At 46.6% G+C, this 26862-nt stretch carries 32 protein-coding genes; 2 read left to right on the top strand and 30 right to left on the bottom strand.

The window, feature by feature from the left end:
• Positions 1–39 precede the first annotated feature (39 nt).
• Entirely contained in the window at positions 40–303 is a 264-nt protein-coding gene (locus PT964_RS07805) for a hypothetical protein (protein ID WP_274362776.1), read from the bottom strand.
• 87 nt (positions 304–390) lie between these two features.
• Here PT964_RS07805 and PT964_RS07800 point away from each other — a divergent pair, with 87 nt between their 5' ends.
• Positions 391–615, top strand: coding sequence for a helix-turn-helix domain-containing protein (locus PT964_RS07800; RefSeq protein ID WP_274362775.1), 225 nt, complete (start codon positions 391–393; stop codon positions 613–615).
• Positions 616–943: 328 nt separating this feature from the next.
• Here the strand turns inward: PT964_RS07800 and PT964_RS07795 are convergent, their stop codons facing one another.
• The 4 genes from PT964_RS07795 to PT964_RS07780 form a co-directional block, all read right to left on the bottom strand.
• Positions 944–3277 (bottom strand): type IV secretory system conjugative DNA transfer family protein, encoded by a 2334-nt coding sequence (locus PT964_RS07795; protein WP_274362774.1) that lies wholly within the window; start codon positions 3275–3277, stop codon positions 944–946.
• A complete protein-coding gene (locus tag PT964_RS07790; protein ID WP_425262688.1) occupies positions 3274–3858 on the bottom strand; it encodes a M23 family metallopeptidase in 585 nt (194 codons plus the stop codon). The genes PT964_RS07795 and PT964_RS07790 overlap by 4 nt, the downstream gene beginning before the upstream one ends.
• 121 nt (positions 3859–3979) lie before the next feature.
• Complete coding sequence (locus PT964_RS07785) at positions 3980–4387, bottom strand: hypothetical protein (protein WP_274362773.1); 408 nt, start codon at positions 4385–4387, stop codon at positions 3980–3982.
• Between the two features lie 5 nt (positions 4388–4392).
• A complete protein-coding gene (locus PT964_RS07780) occupies positions 4393–4671 on the bottom strand; it encodes a hypothetical protein (protein ID WP_274362772.1) in 279 nt (92 codons plus the stop codon).
• 129 nt (positions 4672–4800) lie between these two features.
• On the opposite strand from PT964_RS07780, the gene PT964_RS07775 reads away from it, so the two are divergent.
• Positions 4801–5034 (top strand): helix-turn-helix domain-containing protein, encoded by a 234-nt coding sequence (locus PT964_RS07775; RefSeq protein ID WP_274362771.1) that lies wholly within the window; start codon positions 4801–4803, stop codon positions 5032–5034.
• Between the two features lie 157 nt (positions 5035–5191).
• Here PT964_RS07775 and PT964_RS07770 read toward each other — a convergent pair whose 3' ends face one another.
• The 25 genes from PT964_RS07770 to PT964_RS07650 all read right to left on the bottom strand — a co-directional run bounded on the left by PT964_RS07770 (position 5192) and on the right by PT964_RS07650 (position 26825).
• A complete protein-coding gene (locus PT964_RS07770; protein WP_274362770.1) occupies positions 5192–5773 on the bottom strand; it encodes a restriction endonuclease in 582 nt (193 codons plus the stop codon).
• Positions 5774–5873: 100 nt separating this feature from the next.
• Positions 5874–6062, bottom strand: a complete 189-nt coding sequence (locus tag PT964_RS07765) for a hypothetical protein (RefSeq protein ID WP_274362769.1) — start codon at positions 6060–6062, stop codon at positions 5874–5876.
• Entirely contained in the window at positions 6059–6802 is a 744-nt protein-coding gene (locus tag PT964_RS07760; RefSeq protein ID WP_274362768.1) for an N-acetylmuramoyl-L-alanine amidase, read from the bottom strand. The genes PT964_RS07765 and PT964_RS07760 overlap by 4 nt, the downstream gene beginning before the upstream one ends.
• A gap of 18 nt (positions 6803–6820) precedes the next feature.
• On the bottom strand, positions 6821–7318 hold the full coding sequence (locus tag PT964_RS07755; protein WP_274362767.1) for a phage holin family protein: 498 nt from the start codon (positions 7316–7318) through the stop codon (positions 6821–6823).
• On the bottom strand, positions 7302–7514 hold the full coding sequence (locus PT964_RS07750) for a hypothetical protein (protein ID WP_274362766.1): 213 nt from the start codon (positions 7512–7514) through the stop codon (positions 7302–7304). The genes PT964_RS07755 and PT964_RS07750 overlap by 17 nt, the downstream gene beginning before the upstream one ends.
• Positions 7515–7968: 454 nt before the next feature.
• Positions 7969–8568, bottom strand: coding sequence for a hypothetical protein (locus tag PT964_RS07745; RefSeq protein WP_274362765.1), 600 nt, complete (start codon positions 8566–8568; stop codon positions 7969–7971).
• 67 nt (positions 8569–8635) lie between these two features.
• Positions 8636–10756: a phage tail protein gene (locus PT964_RS07740; protein ID WP_274362764.1), complete on the bottom strand. Its 2121-nt coding sequence runs from the start codon at positions 10754–10756 to the stop codon at positions 8636–8638.
• A 54-nt stretch (positions 10757–10810) separates the two neighbouring features.
• Positions 10811–11803, bottom strand: coding sequence for a site-specific tyrosine recombinase/integron integrase (gene xerA, locus PT964_RS07735; RefSeq protein WP_274362763.1), 993 nt, complete (start codon positions 11801–11803; stop codon positions 10811–10813).
• Positions 11804–12196: 393 nt separating this feature from the next.
• Entirely contained in the window at positions 12197–12325 is a 129-nt protein-coding gene (locus PT964_RS07730; protein WP_274362762.1) for a CD1375 family protein, read from the bottom strand.
• On the bottom strand, positions 12325–12696 hold the full coding sequence (locus PT964_RS07725; RefSeq protein WP_274362761.1) for a hypothetical protein: 372 nt from the start codon (positions 12694–12696) through the stop codon (positions 12325–12327). Before PT964_RS07725 ends, PT964_RS07730 begins: the two co-directional genes overlap by 1 nt.
• Positions 12697–12712: 16 nt before the next feature.
• Positions 12713–15064: a hypothetical protein gene (locus PT964_RS07720; RefSeq protein ID WP_274362760.1), complete on the bottom strand. Its 2352-nt coding sequence runs from the start codon at positions 15062–15064 to the stop codon at positions 12713–12715.
• 16 nt (positions 15065–15080) lie between these two features.
• Positions 15081–15878 (bottom strand): phage tail domain-containing protein, encoded by a 798-nt coding sequence (locus PT964_RS07715; protein ID WP_274362759.1) that lies wholly within the window; start codon positions 15876–15878, stop codon positions 15081–15083.
• Positions 15875–20086, bottom strand: coding sequence for a phage tail tape measure protein (locus PT964_RS07710; protein ID WP_274362758.1), 4212 nt, complete (start codon positions 20084–20086; stop codon positions 15875–15877). Before PT964_RS07710 ends, PT964_RS07715 begins: the two co-directional genes overlap by 4 nt.
• Positions 20087–20235: 149 nt before the next feature.
• Complete coding sequence (locus tag PT964_RS07705; protein ID WP_274362757.1) at positions 20236–20502, bottom strand: hypothetical protein; 267 nt, start codon at positions 20500–20502, stop codon at positions 20236–20238.
• Positions 20480–20809, bottom strand: a complete 330-nt coding sequence (locus tag PT964_RS07700) for a hypothetical protein (RefSeq protein WP_274362756.1) — start codon at positions 20807–20809, stop codon at positions 20480–20482. Before PT964_RS07700 ends, PT964_RS07705 begins: the two co-directional genes overlap by 23 nt.
• A gap of 50 nt (positions 20810–20859) precedes the next feature.
• Positions 20860–21645 (bottom strand): hypothetical protein, encoded by a 786-nt coding sequence (locus PT964_RS07695; protein ID WP_274362755.1) that lies wholly within the window; start codon positions 21643–21645, stop codon positions 20860–20862.
• 35 nt (positions 21646–21680) lie between these two features.
• Positions 21681–21863 (bottom strand): hypothetical protein, encoded by a 183-nt coding sequence (locus PT964_RS07690; RefSeq protein ID WP_274362754.1) that lies wholly within the window; start codon positions 21861–21863, stop codon positions 21681–21683.
• A gap of 11 nt (positions 21864–21874) precedes the next feature.
• Complete coding sequence (locus PT964_RS07685; RefSeq protein WP_274362753.1) at positions 21875–22147, bottom strand: hypothetical protein; 273 nt, start codon at positions 22145–22147, stop codon at positions 21875–21877.
• Positions 22148–22314: 167 nt separating this feature from the next.
• Positions 22315–22899: a hypothetical protein gene (locus PT964_RS07680; RefSeq protein ID WP_274362752.1), complete on the bottom strand. Its 585-nt coding sequence runs from the start codon at positions 22897–22899 to the stop codon at positions 22315–22317.
• Complete coding sequence (locus PT964_RS07675; protein WP_274362751.1) at positions 22896–23465, bottom strand: hypothetical protein; 570 nt, start codon at positions 23463–23465, stop codon at positions 22896–22898. The genes PT964_RS07680 and PT964_RS07675 overlap by 4 nt, the downstream gene beginning before the upstream one ends.
• A gap of 8 nt (positions 23466–23473) precedes the next feature.
• Positions 23474–24043, bottom strand: coding sequence for a hypothetical protein (locus tag PT964_RS07670; RefSeq protein ID WP_274362750.1), 570 nt, complete (start codon positions 24041–24043; stop codon positions 23474–23476).
• The gene (locus PT964_RS07665) at positions 24040–24465 is read right to left on the bottom strand and encodes a hypothetical protein (RefSeq protein ID WP_274362749.1); all 426 of its coding nucleotides are present in this window, start codon (positions 24463–24465) and stop codon (positions 24040–24042) included. Before PT964_RS07665 ends, PT964_RS07670 begins: the two co-directional genes overlap by 4 nt.
• 62 nt (positions 24466–24527) lie before the next feature.
• Entirely contained in the window at positions 24528–25526 is a 999-nt protein-coding gene (locus PT964_RS07660; RefSeq protein ID WP_274362748.1) for a hypothetical protein, read from the bottom strand.
• A gap of 3 nt (positions 25527–25529) precedes the next feature.
• Complete coding sequence (locus PT964_RS07655; RefSeq protein ID WP_274362747.1) at positions 25530–26585, bottom strand: 3-oxoacyl-ACP reductase; 1056 nt, start codon at positions 26583–26585, stop codon at positions 25530–25532.
• A 36-nt stretch (positions 26586–26621) separates the two neighbouring features.
• The gene (locus PT964_RS07650) at positions 26622–26825 is read right to left on the bottom strand and encodes an Acb2/Tad1 domain-containing protein (RefSeq protein ID WP_274362746.1); all 204 of its coding nucleotides are present in this window, start codon (positions 26823–26825) and stop codon (positions 26622–26624) included.
• Positions 26826–26862 lie beyond the last annotated feature (37 nt).

The raw sequence follows: 26862 nt of genomic DNA, 5'->3' as shown, positions 1-26862 counted from the left end.
GTAATTTCAATAACACCATCATCATAGACGTACTTGATTTCATGCTGATTTTATCTTATTGATTACAACAGAAGCATCTTCCAAGAATGATTTATAGGCTGTGTTGACGACTAGCCTTGTTTTTTGTATATAAAGATTTTCCAACTCCAGTGCCACTACCTTCAACTCAGGGGGGAGTATCGGTAGTATCACTTTAAGATTGTTTACAAACTTTTTATGAGACTCATCTACCGCATCCTCACAATCCTCGACGATCGTTTCCACCTTTGAATTTATTATTGTTTCGAGAAGTTTTAAAGGCATATATGCACACTCCTTGTTGTTTACGTGGATTTCTGTTAAGTGTATAATCTTGGCATTACAAATTAAATTTAATATTTGAGGTGCAAGATGGCTCTCCGTAAAGGGAGATGCCGTTTACGAGAACTTTTAGGCGACCGAAGTCAAACGGAATTTGCTCGAAGAATGAAAGTTAATGATTCGACCGTGACAAGATGGATAAATGGAGAACGGGAAATGTCTTATGAGAACGCGGTTCTTGCAGCTCGGATTCTGGACTGTCATGCGGAGGACTTTTACGAGTGGATCGTCGTCGAAAAGGGTAAACGGCAGTGAGTAGTTTCATACTGCTCCTCCTCAGGAGTATTTTTGCCATATAGACAAATTTTCAAAATTAATTAACCAGTTTAATTATAAATCCGCTTACAAGGAAAGTCACCCAATATCTTCCGACAATGTGCGACATTTACTGACAAACTTCCACACCATGAAGGCTTTATATTACGATTAACTCCCTCTTTTTGGTCCGTTCATTTTCGTAGCACTCCATCGACCTAGCAATAAAAATGAGTTCTAATTTGATAAGTTTCATTTCCTGTTCAGAGAGTTCTTCACTATTCATGAACCGCTTGAACACATCGTGTTTATTCATCGGGGTTTCCTCCTAATTCTTTAGAGTCTTCCTCGGTTTAGGAAGTTTCGTAATAAACCGTGCGTAACCATCGTCGTTCTTGATAAGATTCAGGCTGTGGTAACGTGGCAAGTTCAACAGGTCCTCTTCCTGGTACGGGTATAACTCGCTCTTTAATTCGTCATAGTTCTTTTTGTCACACCCACTGATCAGCATATACGATGCATTCGCGCTGCGGAGCTCGTTGCGGATACCGCTAATCTGGTTGAGGTAATGGCAGCTAATTATCGACTTCCCGCCGAACTTCGCCAGCCGGCTTAGCTTTTCCGTGAGCAATTTTTCGGTCGTCTTCACCTGATAGAGCTCATCAATGACCATATTCACTTTCGTGATTTGGCTGCGGTCTGGGATCTGGTGGCCACGGATCTGTAGCGCCAGCCAAAGCTTCGTCATCCAATACGTGCAGATCACGTCGCGCTCCCCATCCGTCGGGTAAGCACGCTCCGGCATGCGGATGCAAATCAGCTGATTCTTTTGAATCTCTTTCACGAAATCGACATTATGCGCTGTGTCTTGGTTCAGCATCATTTCGAGGTACGTGTTGGCCTCCAGCTCATTGAGACGGTCGATGATGCCAGCGACCAAATTATCTTTCGTGCCGGTGACCTCACCCTTCTTATCGGTCTCGTCGATCTCCTTAAGGCTCAGCACATATTTGCCCAGATTATCTTTTTGATTATGGGGCACCTTACCGATAAAGCGGTGGCGCTCATCGTGGTCCTGCAGAACGTTAAACACATCACGTATACTTCCTCCTGAGATAAACACGACGAGCGCCGCAGCTTGCAGGTATCGCTTCATCTTCGGCGTAAGCGGCTCCCCGCTGGCAATCGCATCAACCAGCGTCTGCAGTTGCGTCGCCGACCGCTTCGCATTGTCGTACTGCTCGAGCGGATCCAAGCTGAAACCGATCTCGTTATATCCAAGGCCCTGCAGCTTCTTAAAATCTCCGCACTCTATATTCAGCACCTTATCCTTCGGGAACAGGCTGGCGATCTCTGCCGACAGTTCGCAGTTCTTTATGAAGTCGAAGATAACGAAACACTCCCCGGCTTTCACTGCGTCCACCCCTAGGTTTCCGAGAAGCGTCGACTTGCCGGCTCGCGTCGGCCCGATCAGCACGAGCGTCAGGTTCTGATATTCTCGGTCGGTGCTCAGGTAGGCCTGCTGCTCCTTCCCGCGGAAAGTATTGGTCCCGATGCACATTACCCCGTTCTGCAAATCCTTTGGCACTTCCGTCTCCTGCGTCTCTACTTTCTCGATGAAGTTGTAACGCTCAAGCACGTCGCGGCCAGCCATGCAAAGGAGATTCTGTGCCTCTTCGTCTCCGAGTTTGTTGCGTTCGGCGCCCAGGCTGAAATCTGTATACCTGAACGTCCGCTTAAATGGCCGGTACCGCAGCTTGTTATCATCCGAGATCGTATCGAAGCTCTGTGCAAGGCTGCGTGCCGTGTTGATCTCCCGCAGCTTATCTTTGCTTTCGCTCAGCACGACGATCTGCGTATCCAGCACCGTCGCCGTCGCTTTCTTTTCCGTCGAGTCCCGGACTTTCCGGCCGCCGTTCAGCCGGTCAACCAAGCTTTCGATGATGTTCGTTTCCTCCGTCTTTTTCTTCCCCGCCAGCACCTCACCGACTTCCTTGAATACAAGATCGATGACCGACAACGAGAATTTCAGCACATAGCTCCAACCCATCTTGTCGCGGTCCACCGGCAGCCCCTTCTTTACCTTATCGAGCGTATGTTTGTAGGTATGGCGCCAAGTATGCTGCGAGGTTGGAATGAAATTATAAAAGATGCCGACGCGGTCGCCGTCCTCGAGGATATCAAGCACGTTCAGATTGGAGTTGAGCAAGTCGTTATTCCGCCTGTCGATTGCAAGGCTTAACGCATCCTCCTTCTCGTAATGCAACTGATATTTCGTCGCTGCGGCCGAGAATACCGGCAGCTCGTCGACCTGCTCCACCGTAATATTGGACCACGAATCGGAGATTTTTTCTTTGAGGAAAACGAGGTGCTGCTTAGGAAGGATGAAGTAGAAGGCAACGTTCTTTTTCTCCATGTAGATGAAATATGCGACTTTGCCCGGCGCCCGATAGGTGAATTGGGTCGGCACGATAAACTGGCGGCCGAAAGCCTTAATAAGCCGCTGTTCCTCTCGCCTAATGTTTTGAGCGACGTTTCGATACAGCGTCGCGATCGCCCTGGCGAGCTTGTGTGTGTTGTTGTTCCGAATGGAGTTGTTTGGCTTGAGCTTCATGTAAACATACTCGGGCTTGACGATGGTGAGCACTTCTGAAATCTTCATTTCAACGCACCGCCTAACACCAACCGGAGCAAAGCATTCACCGTGAACAGAATCGATGCCCACCTATACCCCTGTAACAGTCCGGCCACCTTCAGAATTATGAGTACAGCGCAGCCGACCAACGTCACGCCGTAGCTCATATCCAGCAGAACCTCTCCCGCGGCGTGGAGAAACGTGAAGATTTTGTGCTTCATGGCTTCAATCGCGGCTTCCTGGGCACTCTCCACCGCTCCGGTTATCAATCCTTTCGCATGTTCCCCGAGCTGCCAAAGCGGACCTTTCCAAAGCTCGTGCTTTCCGCTCATCTTGGCTATCGTATCGGCCAGCGGCGTCGGATCGATGTATTCGCCGTCTTTCATCATCCCGAAGTGCAGATGCGGCCCGGTGCTGTGGCCGGTATTCCCGGAGAGCCCAATAAACTCGCCGACATCGACGTGATCCCCCGGCCGGACGCTGACCTTCTCCATGTGGCCGTAGATGAGCTGCGTGCCGTCGTCGGTGCGGATGATAACGCCTTTTCCGATGTTCTGAGCACCGTAGTCTACGACCTTCTCCACGACGCCATCAACGATGCTGCGCAACTGCGTGCCCTCCGGCATGGCTAGGTCAATGCCATTATGCGCCCGGCCGTCGCGGATCTCCTCGAACACACCGAACGGGGAGGTTAACTTGAATTTCATAGGCATGCTGTTCAGTCCCCTTTCACGCTAAATCCTTAAACGCAATATCAACCTGTTCAAGACACCACGGCAAGCCAAGCAGAATGACGTACACCAGTAAATATCCGAGGAAGTTCTTTCTCGCCGCGGTCATATCTCCTTGAACCAAATTGTTGATCGTATCGAATCCACCTTTGAAGACGATTACCCACTTACCGATGGATAGCAGCTTGCGGTAAATCTTTTCCGCACTGGCATCAATTCCGCCGCCATCTGCCGCAAAACTCAGATCCGCGCCGGTCAGAAATACAGTGAGTGTCAGGCCGGCGACCCGGTACACGACTTTGTGACGGTCGAGATGCTCAACGATTACCTCGATCGTCGTCTTCTGCTTCCACTCTCCACGGACGAATTCCCGGAACGGGATCACTTCTGTTTTGGGTCCGAACATCACCCTCACCTCCCATTAGGTTTGAAAACAGCCGGCTTTCCAGCTACACGGATTGACGCCTGCGGTTTGGACTGCTGCGCTTGCGCCGGCTTCCGGTCGGCTACGATCTGCCGCTCCACCACCTCAACGGCCTTTTTGGTCCGGATGCCGAGCATGAGCCGGAGTCCATCTCGCACGAGCTCCGATAGCTCACCAGCGTTGAGACCGGCCGTGGCACTCCGCAAATCCGCGTCTTGCTCTTTCCTTAAACGGGCCTCAATTTTATCCCTTGCCTTGCCTGACATGTGTCTCACCCTCCGTCTGACGGTTTGTGATACATGTGTATGACTGGGCGATTGTCCATGTTGCGGAGTTTTTGAATAAATTTTTCATAGATTGTCCATCCTTCTGATATAAAGGGAGGATGATGATTAATGGCTTTTGGATTCGGGGTGGGTAAAAAGAGGACTGCGCTTGGAAGGTTTATTGATAAACATGGAATCACACAAGGGCAGCTTGCTAAGATAAGCGGAAAGAATCGTGACACAATATCAGATCTCTGCGATGGAAATAAAGATGTCCAGGCGAACGAGAGCACACAAATGAAGATCGTTGGGGCTTTAAGAAGGATGGGGCATGATGTTTCTCCGGAGGATTTTTGGCCATAAAAAAATATCCGTCCGACAAGGCGTCAGACGGACGAATCTATTTCTCTGTCAGACATTCGTCTGACGTTCATTTTCAGGGGGTCTTGAGCGTCGCCACGGCTGCGCTCGTTAAAGCGACGCTTATGATCCCTATATGTTTACGTGGGGACTACCTAATTTATTCGTTCCTTTGGTTCATTTCTAAAAGCATTTCAATCAGCGAATTTCGATCGATTAGCCTTACATTATTTGATCTAGCTAATTGTACGGCTGATGGGGAAAAGTTGCTATTTGTAACTACCCATGCTTCGGCTGCGCCATAATGGGCGATTGATGCTACTGCTTCTTGAACTGCCTTTAGATTAACCGCGCCGCTATATCGCTTAGCTTGAACAACAATTTTCCGACCATCTTTGACGATAACCAGATCAGCACCGTAATCTCCTGATGACTTTGTAACTAAGGTATCGTATCCTTGGCTTTTAAATAGTACACCTAGAAATTGCTCAAACTGTAACCCATTCATCATGTCGATATCAGTGATTCCTGACCTTTTAAGCCTGTTGATTCTTTCTTGTTCAATGTTTTTGATGTATTGTCGGTAATAAAAAATTGTAATGAAGAATGTAACTAATCCGAGATAAAACCCGGCTTCCGACGAGTTAGTTATAGATGCAAAGAATAAACTAACAATAAAGGCAGGTACAATTAACAAAATCCATTCAGTAGGTATCCCGTCATTCTTTCTACGCCTTGCCATTTTGTTCCTCCTTTCGTCTTAGATATTCGATTTCTATATATTAATTCCTTTAAAAACAAAAATCCCCACAAGGCATAATAGCCAAGTGGGGATAATTGAATCAATCCGATTTTTTCGGATTATCTCTCGCTGTAGATTGACCGAAATAAAACGTGATGATCGATATAATGACCGTTTGCACGAAATTCGTTTCAAGCTTATCGTCAATGGCCATGTAGATAAATAGCCCGATGATTGCCAAAGCAGACAGTTTCCGTGTTTCAATAAGATTGGTTAACTTCTGTTTCATTTTCTCACCTCGACGTTCTGTCCGTCATATCCAACATTTGCGCCCAGTTGCTCCGATACAGTCCGAGCCGGGATATACGAAACCCCATCGATCAAGTATCCTTCTCCTACCGTCTTTCCGTTCACGATCACACCGATTCGTTTCTGAATCGCTGGCAACGGCTTATTTTCCACTGGAGCCGCTTCCTTGCGTTTAAGACCGTATGTTTCAACAATCCCGGTAACAACAGCCATAGCGCATTTTTGGCGGTATGTGTCTCTTTTTAATAACTCTGCTTCTTGCCGGTTGGTCATAAATCCGCACTCCACTAATATCGAGGTCATTTTACATTCGCGGAGCACGTGGAAATCAGCCGACTTTACGCCGCGATCTTGTCGTCCGGTTAACTTGATGAGTTGTCGTTGTACAGCGTTTGCAAGGGCTACAGCAGCCGGTGAACGAGAGGTGTATACGAACGTCTCAATCCCCTCTGCGTTGTTCCAGCCGCTTCCTGCGGCGTTTGCATGGATGGATACATATAAATCTGCCTTCCAAGCATTAGCACTGTCTGTACGTTCTTTTAACGGTACATCCCGGTAATCATCGTAGGTTGTAAGAATTTCGACTTTTTCATACTGTTTAAGCATTTCGATAACATAAGCAGCCGTTACCGAGTTAAATTGATACTCCCTTAAGCTTCCGTCCGGCGTACGTTTCCCGGGAGTGTCCGGTCCGTGTCCGGCATCTATCACAATCCTCATACAGATCATCCCTTTTAATTACTTCTTGTTACCACTTTGCATTTTCATAAACCGTTCCGTCTTTGCCTTAATTTCCGACGAAACAAACTTTACAACCCATTTAGGGATCATCTTCTTCCAGCCGGCTCGGTAGGCATTGGCCGTCATGCTTTCCCATGTGTGATAAATAAGTCCAAAGGTTAACACATAAAAAATGACTCCCGGTGTCCCGAGAGCCTCTTGATGTACTTTGTCAATCCAGTTCCCAATCGCGGGAAGCAGCAACATAAATGCCGTTCGGAGCGTTCCTACAGTCTTCCCGTAGTCCGAAGAATACACGTCGTGTTTCTTGGCTGCGGCAATACCGGTTATCCAATCGCCGATGATTAACAGGAGAAGCAGCATAAGGAACACTCCGCGACCGCCCCCATATAAGATTTCGATAACGGGCCCGACAATTGCGCCGAATACTGCTGCTAAACTAGCAGGAGTTGTTGTCAAGTTTTCAAAACTTAAAATCCTACTTAGTCTGTACATTCTCTTTCTCCACCTCCTCCATTTTATTTTTCACTTCCTCGATCTTTGTAATGGTTTCCCCCATCCATAAGTCGAGTTGCTTGAAAAACTCATACTGGTTTGGCTGGGATAAAGAAAGCGTCAAGATTAACTGCTTTGTCTCTTCGAGCGGTTTGGTTAAATCCAACTCCACTTTGGCAAACGGTATGAATTGCATGATTTATTTCTCCTCTCAATTTTGAAAATGATTGTACGGGCTATATGAATCGATCACGCTGTAAGGATTGGTATTGTTAAAGTCTGCGGGAGTGCCGGTATTGCCACCATCATCCACTTCTGATGGTTCCGGATTTGATTCAGAAGCGCATGAAGTTAACAGTAAAGCGAATAAAACAAGCGGTAACCATTTCACTTTTACACACCGTCCTTGGTGGGTTCCATTTTCCTTAATGCATCCAAATGTTCATCCCTTTTCCGAAAATGATGGTGCCTGCTTTCGTTATGGAATCGAATCCAGTACATATGCCACCATTGTTTAAGAATTTTCACTGGAAGAATCCCCCTAAAAGATGTTTGTTACCTTCCTCAAAACAAAAAAGACACCCCTTTAAAGGGATGTCTCTTTAGTATTAATTGTATATATTTTCTTGTCCTCGTTTACTGCGGATTTATCAATTTAAAGCTTCTAGTTCTGCCTCAAGAGTTTTAATTTTTTCGTTTAGTGCATTGATGTTATTCTTTTCTTCTTCAATTCTTGTTTCCAATTTAGCTTTGGCACCCGCACTCTCAGTTTCTGGGATGTTTGGGTTTGGCTTAAAGTCGTTCAACATCTGAATGAGTTCGTTCAATCGATATTCGGCACGTTGTAATTGGGATTTTGCAATATCTATTTCGATTTTTATCTTAGTCTTTGCCGTCTCTATTTGATTTTTCTTCTCGGCATTTGCTTTCATTTGCTCTTCTTCAGCTTTTGCAACAGGGTCCATGCCATGAATCATTGGTGACTTGCTTAAATCACGTTCCAACCTGATATCCCCTTCCGCATCAAAATAAACATTATATCCGGCAGCTTCACTGAATTTTCTGACAGGTAAAAAACTTGTGCCATTCACTACAATGGCCGGATTTTCCAATAGTTCTCCATCGATAGTAACGGGAAATTGTCCTTGTATTTTTTGACCAATGAAATTTACAATAACCGTTTCAGCGAAAACCGTGCTAGAAATACATAATAATATCCCAACTAGCAACCCGCTAATAAACTTTTTCATTAACGTTCATCCCCTTCATTGATTCCATTTGACTCCATTATAAGTCAGTTTCCATAAGAAGGGAATATCAGTTCAGTGTATGACTATGTGCCGGTGATCCCGCATAAGGTACCCATTGTTTTTTTACAGTTGGATTTCCAGCGCTATCGTAGCATTGAATCCAATCTGAGCTACTAAAACCATGATTGTGACCGTCAGCTATAGGCGTAGACGACGTTGAAGAACCTTTGCTTGCCTTACCTTCCAAATTAGATAGTACATTAACGCTGCCTACAACTAGATTCCCCGTCATAGTTACTCCGTTTGGAGAACTTAAGTTAATCGTGTCACCGTTTGCGGTAATGGCTCCAGAGTTGCCAAAAAATATAGTTCTTGTTGATGAACTTCCATTCAAATATAAATTGCTTCCGACATTGATATCAGTTTGAACATTGATCGTTCCTCCTGTAATTGTTGCAGCAGAAATCGTAAACCCTGTTAGTACGCCGACATTTATTTGATTTGCATTTAATGTCCCGGTATAAATGCCTGTTGGACCAATATAGGTAAGCATTGGAGAATTAGTCGCTAATGCCCCTACGTCAGCCGCGTTTTGTGGAATAAAAGGCTGATCGGTAACCTTTCCCCAAGATATTGTTGCATTTGGACCCATCTGCACGTTATTTCCGACAACCAATGATTCTATCATTGCAGTACTTATTTTCGCTGAAGACGCATCCAATTTCTCAACTTTAAGGCTTTCAATAAGAGCTGATTTAATCAGTGCATTCCCAGCGATCAAGTTATCGGTCCTTACCTGTGCAAATTCACCGAGAATACCGACTATTACTTCTGCAACAACTCCTCTGGCCGTTATAGCCGCCCTCGCTGTCGCTCCTCCATCAGTAGTAATGTAAATACCATTAGAGGACTGAACTACCTGATTCGAGGCGTTCTCTTTATCCTGTAGTATTATCCCTCGCTGATCATACTTGACCTCGGTTTTCGAATTATTGATATCATAGATTGCTTGTTTAGCGAATGCTTCAAATACTGTTGTTCGGATTTTCGCACCGCTTGTAATATCATCTACGATTTGTTTTGCGCGGTCCAAGTCAGCAATAATATCCTCGAAGTCTCGTCTCATAAAGTTTGCAAGACTAACTTCTGAATGCTTATCGAGGGCAAACGGATATTCGGTAATCTCAACAACTCTGGCTGTCATATTGTTTAATTCCATTTCCGGGTCGATTAAATATACAGTATCGCCCAGATTAGGCTTTGGTTCCGTGCCGTCGATTTTGTGAAGATCAGCAGCACTGATGTTCACATCAATAGTTGGTACTTCTTGTTCTTTTAAAGCCTTTCTCGTCGCTTCTAATAACTCCAACTGATCTTCAATGTTTTGGTCAATTAATTCGCCGTCATAGTACGTATTCGTATTGTTTGCCCAATACGCAGCGTATGGCGATATAAGGTAATTAACCTTTATCACTCCATTTACGATTGCACCGGGGACCGCATTGAGCAAGTTATATTCTTCCGGAGTAAGATGCGATGCAGGCAGACCTATGAATGTAAGTCCATCCTTCATCTGCGAGTACATCCGGGTTACAAGAGCCCTTGCGTCATCCTCAAAACTATTACTAATGATGTTCTTCTTAATCCGGTATTGCATTCCGGAATCTACGCCGATTTTCTTTTTTATCCGAATGACGAAATTATCCGGCTCAACTTCGGCATCATATGTTTTTAACAAAAAGTTAAGAGCTTGCAACGCATTTCCGCGACCAAAATCCTTGATGTCCTTCAGTTCAAACCCTGAATCAACAGCTAAGGAAAATTTTCCTGACGTTGCCGACGAGATAAGATTAGCCAAAGTATTTATGTTTACTCCAAAACCCTCTTCGATGTACGAATCGTAAGGCATTTTGAAATCCGTAAGTTTAAACATGATGTGCATGCAATCAATTCGGGCCATTCGTTTCAGCCCTCCACGATCTCTTTTCCGGCTATTAATCACAAAATACTGGCCACGCTCATCTTGAACGTGGCCTTTTAAAGTTATCTTTTCGGTGTAATCCGTGCTGTTCATCGGAACCAAAAAGGATAACTCGTAATCGGAATTGATCCGTCTTTTCCGTTGAACTTGGTCTGCGTCCGGAAGAACGCCTGTCGGATTTAGATTTTTATCGAAAACCTTTAACAATGCGCTTCCCCCCTTCAACGAGTCTCAAAATATAAAAAAGCCCCCGAAGGAGCTTTATTGCACCAAATGCTTCTTATGTTGTTCCCGCTTTCGCTCGGCGGATATCGTTGCGTAAATTTGAGTTGTTGCAGGGTTCTCATGCCCGAGTAATTCTTGAACGGCCACCAAATCAGCGCCATTGTTAAGCGTGAGCGTCGCAAAGGTATGTCGGAGCGTATGTGGGCTAACCTTCTTCTGCAGTCCTGCCTGCCGGGCGATGACACCGATCTCTCGCTGGATGCCGCGCCTGGACAATCTCCGGTAGGGTTGACGTTCCGTGACGATGAGATCTGGTTCCTGATCCGTCCGGGAAAACAGGTACTTCTTGAGATGGTACAGCGATTTGAATGAGAAGAACACTTCGCGCTCCTTGTTACCCTTGCCGATAACTCGGCAGCTCTGTGTGCTGAAATCGATATCGGAGCGATTCAGGTTATGTACCTCGGACAATCGGCAGCCGGTTGCATATAAAACTTCGATCAATGTGCGCTGCCTTACGTTCTGACATGCTTCCCGAAGCATCTCCAGCTCCTCGATCGTTAAAGCCTTCGGCAACCGCTTCTCTTTCTTCGGCGGCTTGATCTTCGTCGTCGGGTCCCGTGGGATGATGTCCTCCGCTGTCAGCCACCCGAAAAACGATTTGAGCACCGATAGCTTCGTGGAGAGCGTAGTGATCTTTTGATCCCGGTAACGCCCGAGATAAACCCGGATGTCGGCTGTCGTGATGTCCTCTGCCTTCTTCTTGACCGAATCGGAGAAGATCCGGAGATGGATGCGGTACCCGTCCAGCGTGATCTTGCTGAGACCTTCGAGCTGCTTTCCGGACAGGAAGAGCTCAATCTTCTCCTGCAGATCCGGATGGGATTGTTCAGACTCGATCCGCCGCACGTCATACTGCGAAACGATCTCCGATAACCTGGCTTGCAGTTTCGGAACATCAGCGCCTGGGCAAATGCCAAGCAATGACTGGACGACCTGTGACAATAATTGTTCACCGGCTGCTTGCATGATATGACCTCCTGAGAAAGGTGTTTTTGCCCTGAGAAAAGGAAGAAGCAGGCAGCGCTCTCAGGTGCGCTTTAGGCCAGATGATCAGTCCAGCCTTGCCTACTTCCACCATAGCATAACACTCTCAGAAAGTATCGTCCAATGGCGTTAGGTTGCTAACTCCATAGGCCAAATCCCTTGCAGTTACAGCGAAAAATTTTTTTGCACATTATCGTCCTATTGTGACGTTATGCTGTGATAATCTCTGTGACTACCTCGCGGAGATTGCCAACATTAGGCACGTCATCGATCGTAATTTTACCGGCGAGAATTAAGATTGCATAAGATTGGGCAATGCGGGATTCGGTCGTAAAAGTCATTTTCAGCAGCTCCTTTGAAATTTGATAGATTAACTTAACCAGCGAGAACATTGGAAACGACCTCTCGAAGGTTCTCGTGGTTCGGCACGTCGTCGATTGTTTTCAAACCGTGCTGGATAAGCAAGACGTAGTCCTGCACAATCTTGCTATTTTCAGTAAACATTACGCCACACCCCCGGAAAGCGTCAGCATCATTTCAAAAAGTTCTGTATTTGCCTGTGCTTGGTCCAGCTTGTTCTTTTGCAGTTCGGCTTCCAACCTTGCAATTTTTTGATCAGGCGGCATTACCTCACCGGTTATTTCCTCGCAAACCAAAACGCCACCGGAAATATAAACGCTCTTTCCGGCCATGTTTGCAAATTCTTCATCGGTAACCGGCAACCACTTATAATCAACGGCGTTACCCTTTATAAAAGTTTCAAATGCATTTTCCTTTGTCACTATCGTTTCTTCGTCAATTTGCAAAGAACCGCCCGGCAACGGCAAAACAACGGCACCGTCCTCGATTCTATAAAACAACCCTTGCTCATTCATTTTGTTTCACCCCTTGTTAAATGAAATAAGGATTGAACGAACCAAAAGAACCCGTTCCAATTAAAGTAAAATGAAAATATTCTACTCCGCTACTCGAATTTGACGCCACCTGACCAATTTGAACTTTGCCGTTTACTCCCCCCCATGTTACATTAGGCGGGCGAATCCACGTTCCCCCGGTATCGCTCACTTGCTCCGCAACCTTAACCACTCTAACTGAATTTGAATTTAGTGCCTTTGTTATTGCCCATTGTTGATACGCGTGTTGGTCTGACGTTGTGGCGGCCACTATCAACGTTAAACAAAAATATTCTGAACTGTCCGTATCTAACTGTATCTCTTGGACTAGGCCACCCGCGTTTGATTGAAACCCTGTTTTTGTTGTGGACCTTATAAATGCGTTTCTGTCATGGTGAATGTCGTAATAATTACTGCCGTCATAATAACGGACCTTTTTCCCGGCTGCGGGAACCAAGTCCACATTTCCGCCCGCATTTGCTCCGCCGTAGTCCTTTCCTTGTAAAACCAAATGCGCCCCGTTTGCAGAAGAAGCCGCGGACGCCCCTGCAATAACAACGCGGTCGGCATCGGTCGATCGCTTTATAAGCGTATCAAAATAAGAAATTATCGCTCCGTTTCCATCAACGAAAAGTATGTTAGAACCGTCTACACGTTGAATTGAAAATGGGATATTTGTCGGACCGGCCGCACCTGACCTTATTTGTAACCCCTTCGCGGTCCCGCCACCGTTTTGAACTGTCAATGAATAGTTATCGTTATCATTGTGAATGACTTTTGTTTGTCCGTTTACCGTGGCCCCGGCAAATGTCGGCTTGTCAGTCGTCCTCACGCCCTGATTTACTTTTGACGCATAATCCGCCAAATGCGCATCAACGGATTGCTTCACACCAGCCAAGGTAGGGATTAAAACACGGCTGTCCGTGATCTGAGCTTGATCGATCGCGTTGTCTCCGGCAGGTACATCGATCACACACAATTTGATTCCGTCAGCCGGAAGAGATGGTTCTACTGGCGTAGCTGATGCGACGCCGGAAGCGTACATGATTCCTCCAAAGGTTTTATCAATGTAGATCATGTCTTTGCGCGGATTTGTTGCATCTGCCGCCTGTAACTGGATATCGGTGACTGTGGAGTATACCTTCCTGCTGCCATCGGGCAGGTATGCTACCCCGGTCTGGATATGTACGTTCCTGTCAGGCGTTCCGGAGGCAAGAACGTTCAATCCACTCTGAACACCGTAACCGATATTTTCTGCGTGTCTACTATTAGTTTCTGCTTTTTGAGCGTCCAACTGCTCCTGTGGTGCAAAGTACGAATCCGAATGTCCATTTAAGAATTCAGAATTAAGATTCGTTTGTAGCGTCCCGTCTCGTTTGACAGATTGATTGATGATTTCCGGTGAATTTTCGAAGAATTTAACATAAAACTCTTCACCGCCGACAGCCGGCGAGTTTAAAGTAATCCGTGTTGGACTTGTTTCAGTGTAATCTTCCTCCGGAACAAGTTCATATTTTCCCTCAGCATTTTTCTTGTAAAAAGTAATTGCATTCGTATTAACTTCGTATTGTCCGACAGTAATATCGAACACGGTCTGTCCTGCCAACGCCGTAAACTCTTCGTCTCGAATGACAGCTCCTTTGCCGGAGATATCTACCCAGCCCTGCACAGAGCCTTTATATATCATTAAGGCATGGTTTGTGCTGTCATACCACGGTTGCCCTTCTGCTGGGTTTTCTGGTGCCGTAGGAGCACTATGGATTACAAGGTTCTTTGCTTGATGTTGCGCGAAATCTTGATCTCCAGTTAGTGCCCTGGTTCCATCCGTTTTTAGGTATTGAGGGTGATCGTCATTATTTAGGTTCGTTAGGGCACTATGGGAAGTAAGCCCGTTACCGATCGCACCGATTGCTCTCCATTTGTTTGCATCGGTGATCTCTGCATCCCATTCATATACAGTCTCATCTTCGAGGACTAACCGAACTTCTCCATCTTGCGTAGCCACTATTGCATCCAATGCAGCTTTTGTTGCTACCGGAGCCCCCCACCGTGCGTCTGCGAAGTTTGGTTTATTGGTTAAGTTATCCCAATGCACCATTGATTGGCCGGAGGTTTGCAGTTCCGTCTTCGTATATGCTCCGACTTGTGCAGCGGTAACGCCATGAGGGTTTGCTTTATCAGCTAGATGATTAGCAACAGTGTCCGAAGTAGCTTTAATCGTTTGATTTGTTCTCCCGGTCCCGGCGAGATCCTCAAGCGCGCTTTTGATGTCGTTGTAGTTATCGTTATGCCGCTGAAGGTTTGCGAGGTCCAAGAATTTCTCAATAACACGCGGAATAAAAGGCCACATGATTATTTACCCCTCCTTAGTAAAGATATGTGTGTCTGAAAATGAACTCGATTTTAAAGTTTGGATTTGTACTGTTCGCAATGAATGTCGTTGTACCGGGTTTTAACAAAAAGAAAACGCCATTGGTTGAACCATAGGCGTTAACTCCGTTCTTTTTAACTGTGAACTTCTTACAGTCGATTTCGATTACATCAGTGCCCGTTGTTGTCCCGGTAAATGTGAAAGTATTTGTTCCATCAGATAGAGAAAGATTCGTAAAATTTCCTGTAATGCGAATAAACGGAGCAACTTCAGCCGTGCCATCATGTTGAATGGGAATCGACTGACTGCTCTTTGTAACCTGTACTGACGAGGTGGCGTACTCGTACCCTTGCCCGTATTCAAGTCCTTGCCCATATTCTTTTGCCGAGGTATCCTGTTGGCTTTCTGGGTATGGATTGTGCATCTTTAGCGGAATGCTGACCATACCATCAAATATGAGCTTTTCAATTGGCATCGAACCCGCATATCTGGCCATGTACCTACGTCCTTGCCGATCGCTAAAATAAAGGTCCAAATCACCCTTTTTAGCGTTGAACACCGATGCGATTGTCGCTATTTTTTGATGGTAATCGAACGACGAATCATCTGCCATTAAGACGCACTCAAGAGTGAATGTTCGAGAAGAGTAGACACTTCCGAAATCAATTTCCCCGTCCTTGCCTGCTATTTCTACGCCGTAGTCCCGAGTATCCGGAAGGACGGGGATATTGTACTTTGTCAAACCAAGCCCAAGGGAGGCGAAAGAGATTCCATTAACCGTCGCGTGAATCATCTGATTTTTTGCCCCCCTTTCGCCTGCATTCGTTTCACTAAGGTAGCTCGTTCGTCGTAAAAACCTCGGATATCCGCTTGATCGTGAAGGTTTACTTCGCCAGCTGATAAGTCGAAATGGTTGTTGATGTTGTAATGCTGCACACTCTTGGCCGGAACATCAAATGACGGCATCGCGATGTTCAATCTCGGAACGGCAACGCTAAGAAGTTTGAACAAATTATTTTGCTGGCTCTCGTTCAAGAACATTTCTCCAGCATGGGCAACTACGGGTACAGCTTCTCCAAACCTACCTTTGACGATACCTCCATCAGCGAATTGTTGATCGCCTACCTCGTTACGACCACGAGGAATATTTCTTCCTGCTGGTGCCGGGCTCGATACTGAAACATCCCCTTCCAGTGTTGCTATTTTGGACATTTTCGCTTGATATTGGGAGATAAACACATCCAAGTTTTTAAGTATTTCCGCGTTTTTCTCGGATTCCTTCAAGATTTGGATCTGCTTTAACGTTTCCGCCCGACCTTCCATGTCATTCACAAAGTTTTCGAACGGTTTGAGTAGATCCTCGTAGTGCTGTTCTACTCGCTTTGTTTCCTTTTCGAATTCATCTATTTGTTCACGCTTTTGATCTTCAAGTGTTTGCTTTTGGGATTCAAGATCACGCTTGCGAAGCTCCCGACGCCGATCTTCTTCCATCTTCGCTATTTCTTTTAGAAGCTCAGTGCGTTCCTTTTTACCCTCCGGTCCGACTGCGGATTCCAACACCTTAAGACGCGCTTGTTTTGCGGCTAAGTCCTTCTCGTAGTCTGCATCCTCATAGGAATCTTGCTCGGCAGCCATCAGCCGTTCAATAGCGCGAATCTTTTCGTCTTGTGCGTTTACATATTCATCCCGACGGTCTTGGATGGATTGAAGTTCTGTGCGTTTGGCTTCATCGAGTTGTTTCCGTTGCTTCGAAACGAATTGTTCGAGCATTCGTTCTTCTTCGGAGATAAGAGCTTTTTTTGCGGTGTATACTTGTTCGTCGGCACGTCTGCGAAGCTCGGTTCCTTTGAGGTAACGCGACTGAACCCGTTGCCACGCTTCGAGTTCCTGTTGCGCCGAAAGCTGGCCGGTAGCCTTCATATGTGCAATCCATTTAGAGGAGGCGTCAAAGGAATCTTGTAATTCTTGGTCCTTGGCCGCTTTCTTTGCCTTGGCATCATTCCACCATGCAATGGAGTTGCGGTTGATTTCCTCGGTGAAACTCTTTACTCGGCCCTGCACGTCCTCGGTTGCCTTATTGTATTCGTCTGTTGTGATTTTTCCGGCTTTGTATAGTTCGTTTAATGCACCTTGTTTTTGATTCAATGCCTCGACCGATGCGCGAAGGATATTGTTCGCCTCATGTAGTTTCTGTTGATGCTGGGTATACAGGCCGACCTTCTGAGCAACTACATCCACGCTTCCGGCCAACGAGAACTCTTTAGCCGAAAACATATCAATCAAAGCCTGAACGTCATTAACGATCAGCTCTGCTTGAATCTTCTGTCCGTCTATGTCATTAAGAGGGAGCGAGAATGCAGGAGGTAGTTTAGTTCCACCCAGTCCCTTCGCATCGATCTTCTTACCCGTTTTCAGCCTGTAAATATCCTCGTCAATGCCGTAAAGATCAGATGCTTCAAGATCGTTGAATTCTTTGCGAATAGCCTGCAGCTTCGCGAGTTGTTCCTGAGCTGTTTTGTAACCTGTGCTTTCAACGTTAACAAGATGTCGGAATTCAGCCATGCGGGATTGAAAATCCTCGCGCCGCGTCCGGTATTCTTCCTCAATTTCTTCATCTGTTTTCGGTAATACAGGACTTCCACCTGTCTTTGGTAGCCCATACTGGTAATAACTTGGAAAGCTGGTTCCTTCAAGAGAAACAATCGCATTCGCACTCGCTTGAATTTCAGCTTGAATCCTTCGCAGTTCTTCCCCTTTGGCAAGGATCTGATTTCCGATGATTCCGCGGTATTCTTCGAGAGCTTCTTCGTATGTTCTGCTTTTAAACGTTGCGGGAAGTGTCTTTCTCAGGTCCATGTAGGAGGGCTTTTCATCCAGTTTTTTAGTCAGATCACTTATTTCATTTTCCAGTTGATTTTTACGATCTTGGCTGCTCTTGAGGTTTGCTTGTTCTGATGCCATCATTGCACTTTTGTATTTTGTCTGGAATTCATCCAGTTTCTCGATATTAATATCTATCGCTTTACCGTGAGCGTCCCATTGTGAAACCAAATTCGGCATAAGAGAACTGATTCGTTCGATGACAACGGACAATTCTTGTTTCGCTTGTTTGATTTCTTTATCCGACTTCGTGTTATCATCAACGATGCGTTTAAGTTCTTTATACTTATCCGCTAGTTCTACAGTATCTCGATTGTTCTGCCTTGTAGTTGCATCGACTTCATTGACCGCGCCTTTATAATGCGACCACGCTAATGTAGCGGCACCCAGAACCGCCGCAATCACCGTTAATGTCGCACCTATTGGAGTGGCAATAAAGGCCCGCTGCGAAATGTTTGCCGCGTCAGTGGCTACTTTAAGCCCAAACATATTTCTTGTTGCCGCTGCCAATCCTGTAGCTATTTGAACCAATGATTGCCCTGTTAATAACTTCATTCCGGTATTAAGCACCGCAATAGCTGCGCCGAGCGACAATGTGACAGTTAATGTATTCCTGATCGGCTCCGGTAAGGAATTGAATCCATCCACAAGCACCTTCTGTTCGTGGACAATCGCTTTCAGCACGGCTAAGAATCCTGATTCTCCCATCGAAACAATGAGTTCATCCCAAGACGCTTTTAATTGCATCGACTGTTTCTCAAGCGTACTCATAGCGAGTGCATTTTCTCGTTGTGCCGAACCAAAAGAATTTTCCGCTGTTGTCGCTACGTCTATTGTCTTGGAGTAGTTATCCATCAGCGCAATGAACCTCGATGCCTGATCTCCGCGTGCAACAGCCTGAGTGATTTCATGACGCTGTACATCTGTGAGAACTTTCCACTTTTCCGCGATCTTATCCATGAGTGTAGCGAACGGCATCATTTCACCGTTAGCTTGCTTGATTGTGCCCACGTACTTTTCCAGCTTATCAATCGCAATATCTCGGCTAGAGAAGGAGATAAATGATTTGATTGCATTTCCTGCGACTGAACCAGTAAATCCGGCTTGATTGAGCACTGTTAAATAGCCAATCAACCTTTCAATCGGCACACCCGCATTTTTCGCCGCCGCACCCGTACGGTTAATGCCTTGAAGCAGTTTATTGGAGTCCGTTGCAAAGTTATTCGATACCTCGTTAAGCATATCTAGCAAACGTTCCGAATCCTCAGCGGCCATGTTATAGTTGAGGACCGCGCCTGTAAGCAGCTCCTGCGCCTGTGCCGCACCGTTAAACGATTCTTCAACGTTCGACGCCATCATAGCCGTGCGTGCGAGAGCTGCGGTCTGCTTCTCATCGAATCCCTGCTGCCCGATAAGCGTATAGACTTTCCCAACCTCACTCAACGCATAGCCGTACTCTTTAGCATCGGAAATCATGGATTTTTTTATCAATTCAATATTCGCTGTATCGCCCATGACACGTTGGATATTAACGAGGTTCGATTCGAAATCTTTTAATACTGTAATCGCTTCTTTTGCGCCGCGTATGGCATTGTAATACAGTGTTCCGGCAAGAAGGTACTGTGATGTATACCTTAACCCTTCCTGAGCCGGAGAGGCACTATTGACTTTGTCTAATCGAAGTGCGGCAAGTTCATCGCGTTTTCGAAGCGTATCCATCCGAACCAGGTGTTCGCGTTCTTGTTGTTCGATCGCTGCTTGCCGTCTCTTTTGGAGCGCGAGTTGCGATTGTAGTTTGGCATCAACAAGCTGATTCGTCGCGTTTAGCTGCTGCACTTTCGCCCGATATAGCTCGGCCTGTGCGGTCCGTTGAGCGACTAACGCATCGGATTCAGCGAGGATCTTCTTTTTCCGTTCATCAGCAGTAAGAGCCATTTTATCGGCGACTTGTGCGAGAGAGGCATAACTTTTTTCTGTCTTTCCGATCTCGGCGTTTAGCTTCTGAAACGCTTCAAGATTCGACTTTAACCCGTCGTTAATAACCTTAAATGCTGCGCCGATTTTCGTCGTATCAAGGTTAATCCTCGCGGCTACTAAGTCTTTATTTTGTTCGTCGGCCACTTTATATCACCGCCCTTTTTGCCAAATAAAAAAGGAGCCCGAAGGCTCCCTACTTGTCCGATATTCGTCTAGCTTTATCTTAAATCAGTTAGTATCCGCCTTAACTGCGGATTTTTCCGCACAAACAGAAAAAGACGCACTCTAACGAACTATTTGCCGTTAAAGTGCGCCATAATATCTGCTATTCCTTTGCGTGTTAGCTTTTGCGGTTCCTCGACTTCACCGCCGTGGAGTTTTACTTGTTCCTTCATCTCTTCGCCTAAGTCCTCAAAAATGGCGACAATCTCATAGTGATTGTGATCGTACCATTCCTTTTGTAACGGCCTGCGAGATAACCTGCCATATATTTCAGCCATCGTAAGCGGCTTATTTTCTACGTTCTTTTTGTCCTTTTTAGATTCCGGCCCCTTGCTCACCGAAAAGAAATCGTTCGACAGCTAATTCCATTTGCTCAGGAATGCTGTCCTCGAACTCCTCTCGCGTGAACCCTTCGATGGTCACCATATTCAGGATTTCAACCCACTTGTCAATCTGCTCGATGCGCCGTTTGTCGTCGTCCAACAAGATAATGCTTCGCGTTCGAAGCAAACCGTCACGCCATAACTCGTTGACTTCCTTGATCTCGCGGATTGTGCCGACGCGAAGTTTCTTGGTGATTTCCGGCCCGAACTGATGTTTCGGACCGATACCCATGATTAATTCAATTTGTTCGTCTTCGTTCATGATTTTCACCCTTTCAAAAGGTTAAAGGGAGGGATTAACCCTCCCCGCCGTTATACTGCGTAAATATCAATGACCATTTCGTCGGCACGACCTGGGTCTAAAATAGCTAATTCAAAACTATTCGTAGTTGCCGTTTTGCGTTGCTGATCGATGGAGAATGTACCGAGCATCTGAGTTTTGTAAATGACAATCGCAACATCGACCATTTTATCCAATTCATCGTCATAAACTTTTCCGTAGGCTTGGAAACGATATGCTTTGTTCTTAGTCGATGTTCTCAGCGATGCCCGCTCTGCCGACGTTGCGGTGTAGTCGTAGAAAACACGAACTTCTTTGCCTTTCAAATTTGTGTCGCCGAACGTAATGACGCCCGCAGCAATAGAATATTGATCAGCTGTAGGCGCGCTCGCAACACGTTCGAGAATCTTTCCGGAGTTCGTAAGTCCTTTTGTAGCAATAAGAACCTTTTCGGAATCTGCCACGAGCGAAGATGCCTTTTTAAGCGTTACAGTCCCCGCTGCCGCGTCAACTGTGTGCTTTTCCATCGTCGGAACGACTTGAGAGCCAGTGGTCACATCTGCGCCCGTAGCCATTTTCAATTGGTTGAAATCAAGAACCGCATTGGTTGCGGTCACAGAGCCCTCGGAGTCTTGCTGCGTCAGATGAAAGGCAAATCGGCTCGTACCGCCGTATACTCTTGTTTGGTTCACCGGGATTTGGAAGTTCAATTGCTGTAGTCTTTCAAATACCGCTGCCGGATCACCAGTGGTAAGATCAAATAACGCGGCATCAGAAATGTCGTCGATAACCAACTGTTGCATAGAAATTTGGCCCATGTTGAATATAACCCCCTTATAAATTAAAAAGTCGCTTAACCGATTTCGGCTAAGCGCTTGTCAATCTCTTGGATGCGCTTGTATTCCTTTGTTTCTCGATAGTTTGGGACCGGGTCGTACGTGTCCCATATCCCGAGCCTTGTAGCCAATTCGATTTTTTCGTTAATCAAATTGTCCATTTCGATCAACTCAGGAACTTCTTCTTTCTGCTTTTTCAAGGTTTCTCACCTCAATTCGCGCGAACGTAGTCTACGTCGAATATAGATTCAAAGCCTTTAACTCCTGTTATTCCTGTTGCAAAGTCGTTGTCATAGGCTAAGTAACAGCGAAACGACCGGAACGCGCTGCTTACAATCGTTTGGTCATGGAATATTGTAAACACCCGCTCCGCCAGTTTCCGGGCTTGATCGGATGTTTTACCGTAATGATCGACGCTGAATTTTCCCTCATAAACGAGGTGATTCGGACCGTACCGCCCCGGCTTGGTGTAAATGAGTACCATTGGAGCACTTTCCCCTGTAATCGCTGTGTCGGGCTCCATACCTCGAACAATACGCTTAGTTATCTCCTTCGGCGGTGACGATGGAGTAAGCCCAAGCATCGCCATATACTCGGCATCGTTCTTCAAAGTGCGATATATAGCGTCTAGTAGCTTTGAACTCACTTCAATCACCCCTTAAGAAAGTAATTTTGGTATGGAAACGTCTCAATCACACGTTGCAAGCCTTGTAGGATTCGGCGGCGGTTGGACTTTAACGCAATCCGGAGGAAGTATGTCTGCGGTGTAGGCAGGAACTTCTGGTCGATGATTCCTTTTTGAGCCAAGAACTCAAGGTTGACCCCTCGCCTTGAACCGCCAGAGTACCGAACCGTTCCGTCGATGCTCTTATAACTTCCCCGCGCTCGACCGACTACAGCTCTAATGTTCTTGGAGCGAAGTCGGTTCCATATGTCCGAATTGATATAGGCGCGTAATCCAGGGTTCTCATTCTCTCCGGCCATCAGTGAACCTTTACCGAACTGTTCAAGGAACGCTTCCCAATAGTCCGTTTTAACCTCGCCAGAAATCATTTGATTCGCAACGAAGAACAGTTCCTTTTGCAGCTTGCTTCTAACGTCTGGATAGTAACGTACGTTTGACCGTGCGGTTTCGAGTACAAGCGTTGTTAACTCGTCGATCTCTTTTAACAAAGCATTTTGCAGGTCGTTACTTGCCCGTTGATGGTCATATCCACTCAGGATGTCCGTAATCATCGTAAATCCTCGGATAACTGGACGTAAAAGAGATTTGGCACTTTCACATCGTCCACTGCATCGACTTGATAACTCCGGCCATTCAATACAATACGGTCCGGCGAAGTGACTTCTTGTGGACGCTTTAAGTCAGAAGACGTTTGCAAAAGCACCACATAAACGGTCGTTGGTAAAAGTCCGATATCCTCTTGACGCAATCTACCGCTGACATACTGAGCAAACACATCAACGTTTGATTGGACATCGTTAAATGTCGGACCACCAATCGGATTGTCGTTCGCATCTAGCGCCTGTGACCATCGTTGAATAGTCACAACCGCATTCGTTTTTACAAGCGAACAACTCCGATCACCTTCTGCCGTGATTCGCTTCGATTGAACCAAAAAAGAGTCGCCGATATCCACCATAGACCCAGGTTGAACATTCGAAGTAGGGGAGAACGTGCCACTATACAAGAACTCACGGTTAAATACCGATGAAGATCGAGCTTCGCGGGTTAATATGACCTTATCCGGCAAGCCATCAACAAAACAATCCGTGTGCCGATGTGAGAACTCATAGAACATACACATTCTCACCTCATTGGGCGATGGACGTACTCCGAAAGTAGGTCCCCGATTTCATCCGTCACAATCTTCGGCCCGAAGTATTCGATAGAGAAGTCGAAGTCCTTCTTAGCCTTTACGTTCGGATTGAAGTTGTTGGCTAGCTTCGCGATAATCAAACCGCATGCAACCCTAACCTTGTCAGGTATCGGGTCCCAACCGCTTGAATAGGTAACCTCCAACTCGGTATAAGGCGCTCCGAAAGTCGAGCTTCCAACCGTTACGAAGCCGATCTGTTTATCCGTATCAACAGCGTTAACATCAACCGATTCGAACGACGGCGGCCCAAAGAAGTTATCTCCGGTCCAACCGTGTTTAGGCCGTGCCTTTACTTCCGACACCGCTACGACCGGATAAAAGGAAACATGTCCTTTGCCGTACTCATTCAGCGGAATGCGCTCGGTGTACGATTTTACGCTGATCTCACGCTTGCAGTATGCGTCGATAATCGCGGAAGCACGGATAATTAGCGAGTTCGTCAGCGTCACACCTGGCGGCGCGTAGTCCGCTGCCTCTGTGACGGTTAAATAAGCACTCATTCAACAAAACCGGCCTTCTCCAATTCATCAGCCAGTTCGCTGGGAACATCTGCTTTGCCGTTCTTGAAGCTTACGATGCGCCCGCCTTTGAGGAATACCGAATGATTCCCCTCTTGACCTTCCGGCCAATCTTTCAATTCAACGCCTTTAACCGCTACCGTAGCAGTTTCCTTGGCAGGTTTGACTGCCGATGCCTTGAAAGCTTTGACCGCATCGCTCAGCACGTTGAGAGCCTCAGAACGTTGTTCATCCGTCGCGTCCTCAGACTGTGCAACCGGCCCTGCGAAGTCAAGCCCCGTTTTAAAAGCGTCTGCTGCTTCTTGTGGATATTGCCCTTCCTGATCGCCGATTACGGCCTCTTCGGCCAGCTCTAACGCTACATCCAACATCGAAGCAAGCTTTTCTTTTACCGACTTAGCCAATGCTATACCCTCCCAACAAAGGAATAGGGCGACTATTAAGCCGCCCCTCCCAAATTATGAACTTAACCGATCTTCGCAATCGTCGGACGCGTGATTTTGCCATAAGCATGAGCATAACCCGGACCTTTCGCAACCGGTGCACCGTATTTGATCGCTACCATTTTCCGCTGCAGGTCGGACGTAGTTCCCATTTCAAACAGGAATACGCCTTTTTCTCCAACGTAGTGGTATTCGATCATCGGCTCCGTAACAATCGCAATGCCATAGTCCGTTTTTGTTGCATCCGTACCATTGACCGTCGATTCGATAAACGGTTCCGGAATGATCGGCAAGCGGCCGGCGGAAGTAAGGACCGTCGCCACTTCAATACCCGCGACAACCGCCTTATCAAACGGATTGGTCATCGTACCGGCCTCTACAGCCGCTCGGACCTCTTCTTCCATATAGTAATGAGCAATCGGGTCGATGTAGATCGCCGTCGGTCGCAGCGTATACTTCTCGCTCGCCGTCATCGCAGCGACTTGTGCGCGGATACCCGCAACGATCAATGCGCCGTCCGCAATCGTGAAGGTGTTCGTGATTTGCTTCGAAAGACCGCGATATTGCAAGGTCGTCGGCGCGGAAAGGGAAGTGTCGTTACCTCTCCACAGGTTTTTACCGTGGGCCAACGTAATACCGGTAATCATGTCGTTAAGGTCCTTCGCTTGCAGTTCCGGCCAGTTGTTTTGCTGTGCGGCCAATTGCAGGTCGTAATGACCGTAGTTGACTTGGTTTGTCAGCGCCTTGATTTTCAGCGAACGAGCAACGCGGTTATTTGCTTGCGCCGTAGACGAAGGATTTCGAGGGTCAACGAACGCACCCTCCTTAAGCTCCGTTTGCTCGAAGTAGCTGGAGAAGTCACCTGTTGCCGGTACGTACTGAATCCGGCCATCTAATACCGAGTTGCGGCGGAATGCGTCAACAATCTCTTTTTGATACTCATCGATAATGAGTGCGCCCGGAGCGACGATTTGTGCCGCAGCAGAAAGGTCAATAAACTGTGTGTCTGTAACTTGTGCCATTAATTATTCACCATCCTTTTGAAATTGTGCCTTAGCGGCAATCTTGAGTTTCAAGGATTCAGCAGACGAAAGGTTCAACTGATCCACAGAAGCGCAGAAAGATTTGTAATCCGTTGTGGCGGATTCCTCGACCTTTCCGTACTTCGCAAGCAATTGAGCCGGCGAGGCTGTCTTGCGTTGCGGTTCTTCGTCTTTTCCGCCTTCTCCACCTTTAGCAGCGGCTTTCAAGTCTGCAAGTTCCTTTTCCAGCGCAGCCGCTTTATCTTGTGCGGCCTTCAATTCGGCAGTGGCGGCTTCCTCGGCGTTCTTTTTCTCATCAGCTTCTTTCGAAGCCTTGATGGATTCAACCTCCGTCTTGATCGCGCCGACTTCGGTTACTACCGTTTGTACGCTGGCCGAGAGCGTAGTCATTCCATCCGTTACAGCTTTCAATGCATCTTGCATCGCTTTAATTTCTTCCGGTGTCATCTTATTGACAACCTCCTCTTTTTTACTGTTTTTTGCGGCAAAACTTGTATTTGTAAACGCGGCACTTTCGGCGTAAAGGATTGCGCCGCCGGTGCCGCAGAATTCCACCACATCTAAGATGTTCGTATCATCTTCGGCATTCTTTACGGATGCTTCCATTTCAAGACTTGCACCGAAACGGTATTCTTCCCATCCGTATTCGTCGGCTAGGCCGTTATAATAGCGAATAGTTGCTACAACATCCGGGAAATCCTTGCCGTAAATGTAGCCCTCGACCATTGCGAAGCCATCCATTGAGCGATAGACCTTTTCCATTACACCGACTTTAAAGCGCGTATCGTGGCCTCTCATCTCGTTGTGGTAGTCGATGTTAAAGGCCATGCCGACGAACGTCTGCAAGTATTGATCGCACACAACAGAGGAAATGCGAATCTTCTTTCCTCCGGCACCTTCCGGACTACCGTCGGATGGTTTATCGATCTCGAACAAAGCGCATTTAAACGGTATTTTGTTCGGATGACCTCCGGTCACGTCCATCAACTGGAATTGACGTGGCTTGAGTGATTTACTCATTTTCAAGCGAGTGAGCATCTTCTTTTTCACCTCCCGACGTAATGTAATTGTCCGCTAGTTACGAGCGATAGCGGCATTTGCCCACATGACAGCCTCTTCAAGCTTCGTCATTGCTAACGACTTCTCACGGCTGTTCGGGCACATGTCGTCAAAAGCGACAGCTAGACCTTTTGCTAGAGATCGGATTGCATCGTACTTCGCTGGCTGCCCTTCTTTTGGAGCGTGATATTGGAAGTTGTTTTCAATTACTGGATTCAATTCGTTCACCCCTTTCACCGCAAAATAAAAACACCTG

The sequence above is a fragment of the Paenibacillus thermotolerans genome, assembly GCF_028745515.1.
Classification (GTDB): domain Bacteria; phylum Bacillota; class Bacilli; order Paenibacillales; family YIM-B00363; genus Paenibacillus_AE; species Paenibacillus_AE thermotolerans.
This window is presented reverse-complemented; position numbering and strand designations above follow the sequence as displayed.

What these genes read in the sequence shown, in the direction of transcription:
- PT964_RS07715 (WP_274362759.1), bottom strand. Translation starts at nt 15,878, where the DNA reads ATGATTCACGCGACGGTTAATGGAATCTCTTTCGCCTCCCTTGGGCTT.
- PT964_RS07700 (WP_274362756.1), bottom strand. Translation starts at nt 20,809, where the DNA reads ATGAACGAAGACGAACAAATTGAATTAATCATGGGTATCGGTCCGAAA.
- PT964_RS07765 (WP_274362769.1), bottom strand. Translation starts at nt 6,062, where the DNA reads ATGAAACAGAAGTTAACCAATCTTATTGAAACACGGAAACTGTCTGCT.
- PT964_RS07695 (WP_274362755.1), bottom strand. Translation starts at nt 21,645, where the DNA reads ATGGGCCAAATTTCTATGCAACAGTTGGTTATCGACGACATTTCTGAT.
- PT964_RS07725 (WP_274362761.1), bottom strand. Translation starts at nt 12,696, where the DNA reads ATGAATGAGCAAGGGTTGTTTTATAGAATCGAGGACGGTGCCGTTGTT.
- PT964_RS07685 (WP_274362753.1), bottom strand. Translation starts at nt 22,147, where the DNA reads ATGGTACTCATTTACACCAAGCCGGGGCGGTACGGTCCGAATCACCTC.
- PT964_RS07770 (WP_274362770.1), bottom strand. Translation starts at nt 5,773, where the DNA reads ATGGCAAGGCGTAGAAAGAATGACGGGATACCTACTGAATGGATTTTG.
- PT964_RS07805 (WP_274362776.1), bottom strand. Translation starts at nt 303, where the DNA reads ATGCCTTTAAAACTTCTCGAAACAATAATAAATTCAAAGGTGGAAACG.
- PT964_RS07670 (WP_274362750.1), bottom strand. Translation starts at nt 24,043, where the DNA reads ATGAGTGCTTATTTAACCGTCACAGAGGCAGCGGACTACGCGCCGCCA.
- PT964_RS07750 (WP_274362766.1), bottom strand. Translation starts at nt 7,514, where the DNA reads ATGCAATTCATACCGTTTGCCAAAGTGGAGTTGGATTTAACCAAACCG.
- PT964_RS07775 (WP_274362771.1), top strand. Translation starts at nt 4,801, where the DNA reads ATGGCTTTTGGATTCGGGGTGGGTAAAAAGAGGACTGCGCTTGGAAGG.
- PT964_RS07800 (WP_274362775.1), top strand. Translation starts at nt 391, where the DNA reads ATGGCTCTCCGTAAAGGGAGATGCCGTTTACGAGAACTTTTAGGCGAC.
- PT964_RS07795 (WP_274362774.1), bottom strand. Translation starts at nt 3,277, where the DNA reads ATGAAGATTTCAGAAGTGCTCACCATCGTCAAGCCCGAGTATGTTTAC.
- PT964_RS07745 (WP_274362765.1), bottom strand. Translation starts at nt 8,568, where the DNA reads ATGAAAAAGTTTATTAGCGGGTTGCTAGTTGGGATATTATTATGTATT.
- xerA (WP_274362763.1), bottom strand. Translation starts at nt 11,803, where the DNA reads ATGCAAGCAGCCGGTGAACAATTATTGTCACAGGTCGTCCAGTCATTG.
- PT964_RS07785 (WP_274362773.1), bottom strand. Translation starts at nt 4,387, where the DNA reads ATGTTCGGACCCAAAACAGAAGTGATCCCGTTCCGGGAATTCGTCCGT.
- PT964_RS07655 (WP_274362747.1), bottom strand. Translation starts at nt 26,585, where the DNA reads ATGCTCACTCGCTTGAAAATGAGTAAATCACTCAAGCCACGTCAATTC.
- PT964_RS07660 (WP_274362748.1), bottom strand. Translation starts at nt 25,526, where the DNA reads ATGGCACAAGTTACAGACACACAGTTTATTGACCTTTCTGCTGCGGCA.
- PT964_RS07720 (WP_274362760.1), bottom strand. Translation starts at nt 15,064, where the DNA reads ATGTGGCCTTTTATTCCGCGTGTTATTGAGAAATTCTTGGACCTCGCA.
- PT964_RS07730 (WP_274362762.1), bottom strand. Translation starts at nt 12,325, where the DNA reads ATGTTTACTGAAAATAGCAAGATTGTGCAGGACTACGTCTTGCTTATC.
- PT964_RS07755 (WP_274362767.1), bottom strand. Translation starts at nt 7,318, where the DNA reads ATGTACAGACTAAGTAGGATTTTAAGTTTTGAAAACTTGACAACAACT.
- PT964_RS07680 (WP_274362752.1), bottom strand. Translation starts at nt 22,899, where the DNA reads ATGATTACGGACATCCTGAGTGGATATGACCATCAACGGGCAAGTAAC.
- PT964_RS07675 (WP_274362751.1), bottom strand. Translation starts at nt 23,465, where the DNA reads ATGTTCTATGAGTTCTCACATCGGCACACGGATTGTTTTGTTGATGGC.
- PT964_RS07780 (WP_274362772.1), bottom strand. Translation starts at nt 4,671, where the DNA reads ATGTCAGGCAAGGCAAGGGATAAAATTGAGGCCCGTTTAAGGAAAGAG.
- PT964_RS07760 (WP_274362768.1), bottom strand. Translation starts at nt 6,802, where the DNA reads ATGAGGATTGTGATAGATGCCGGACACGGACCGGACACTCCCGGGAAA.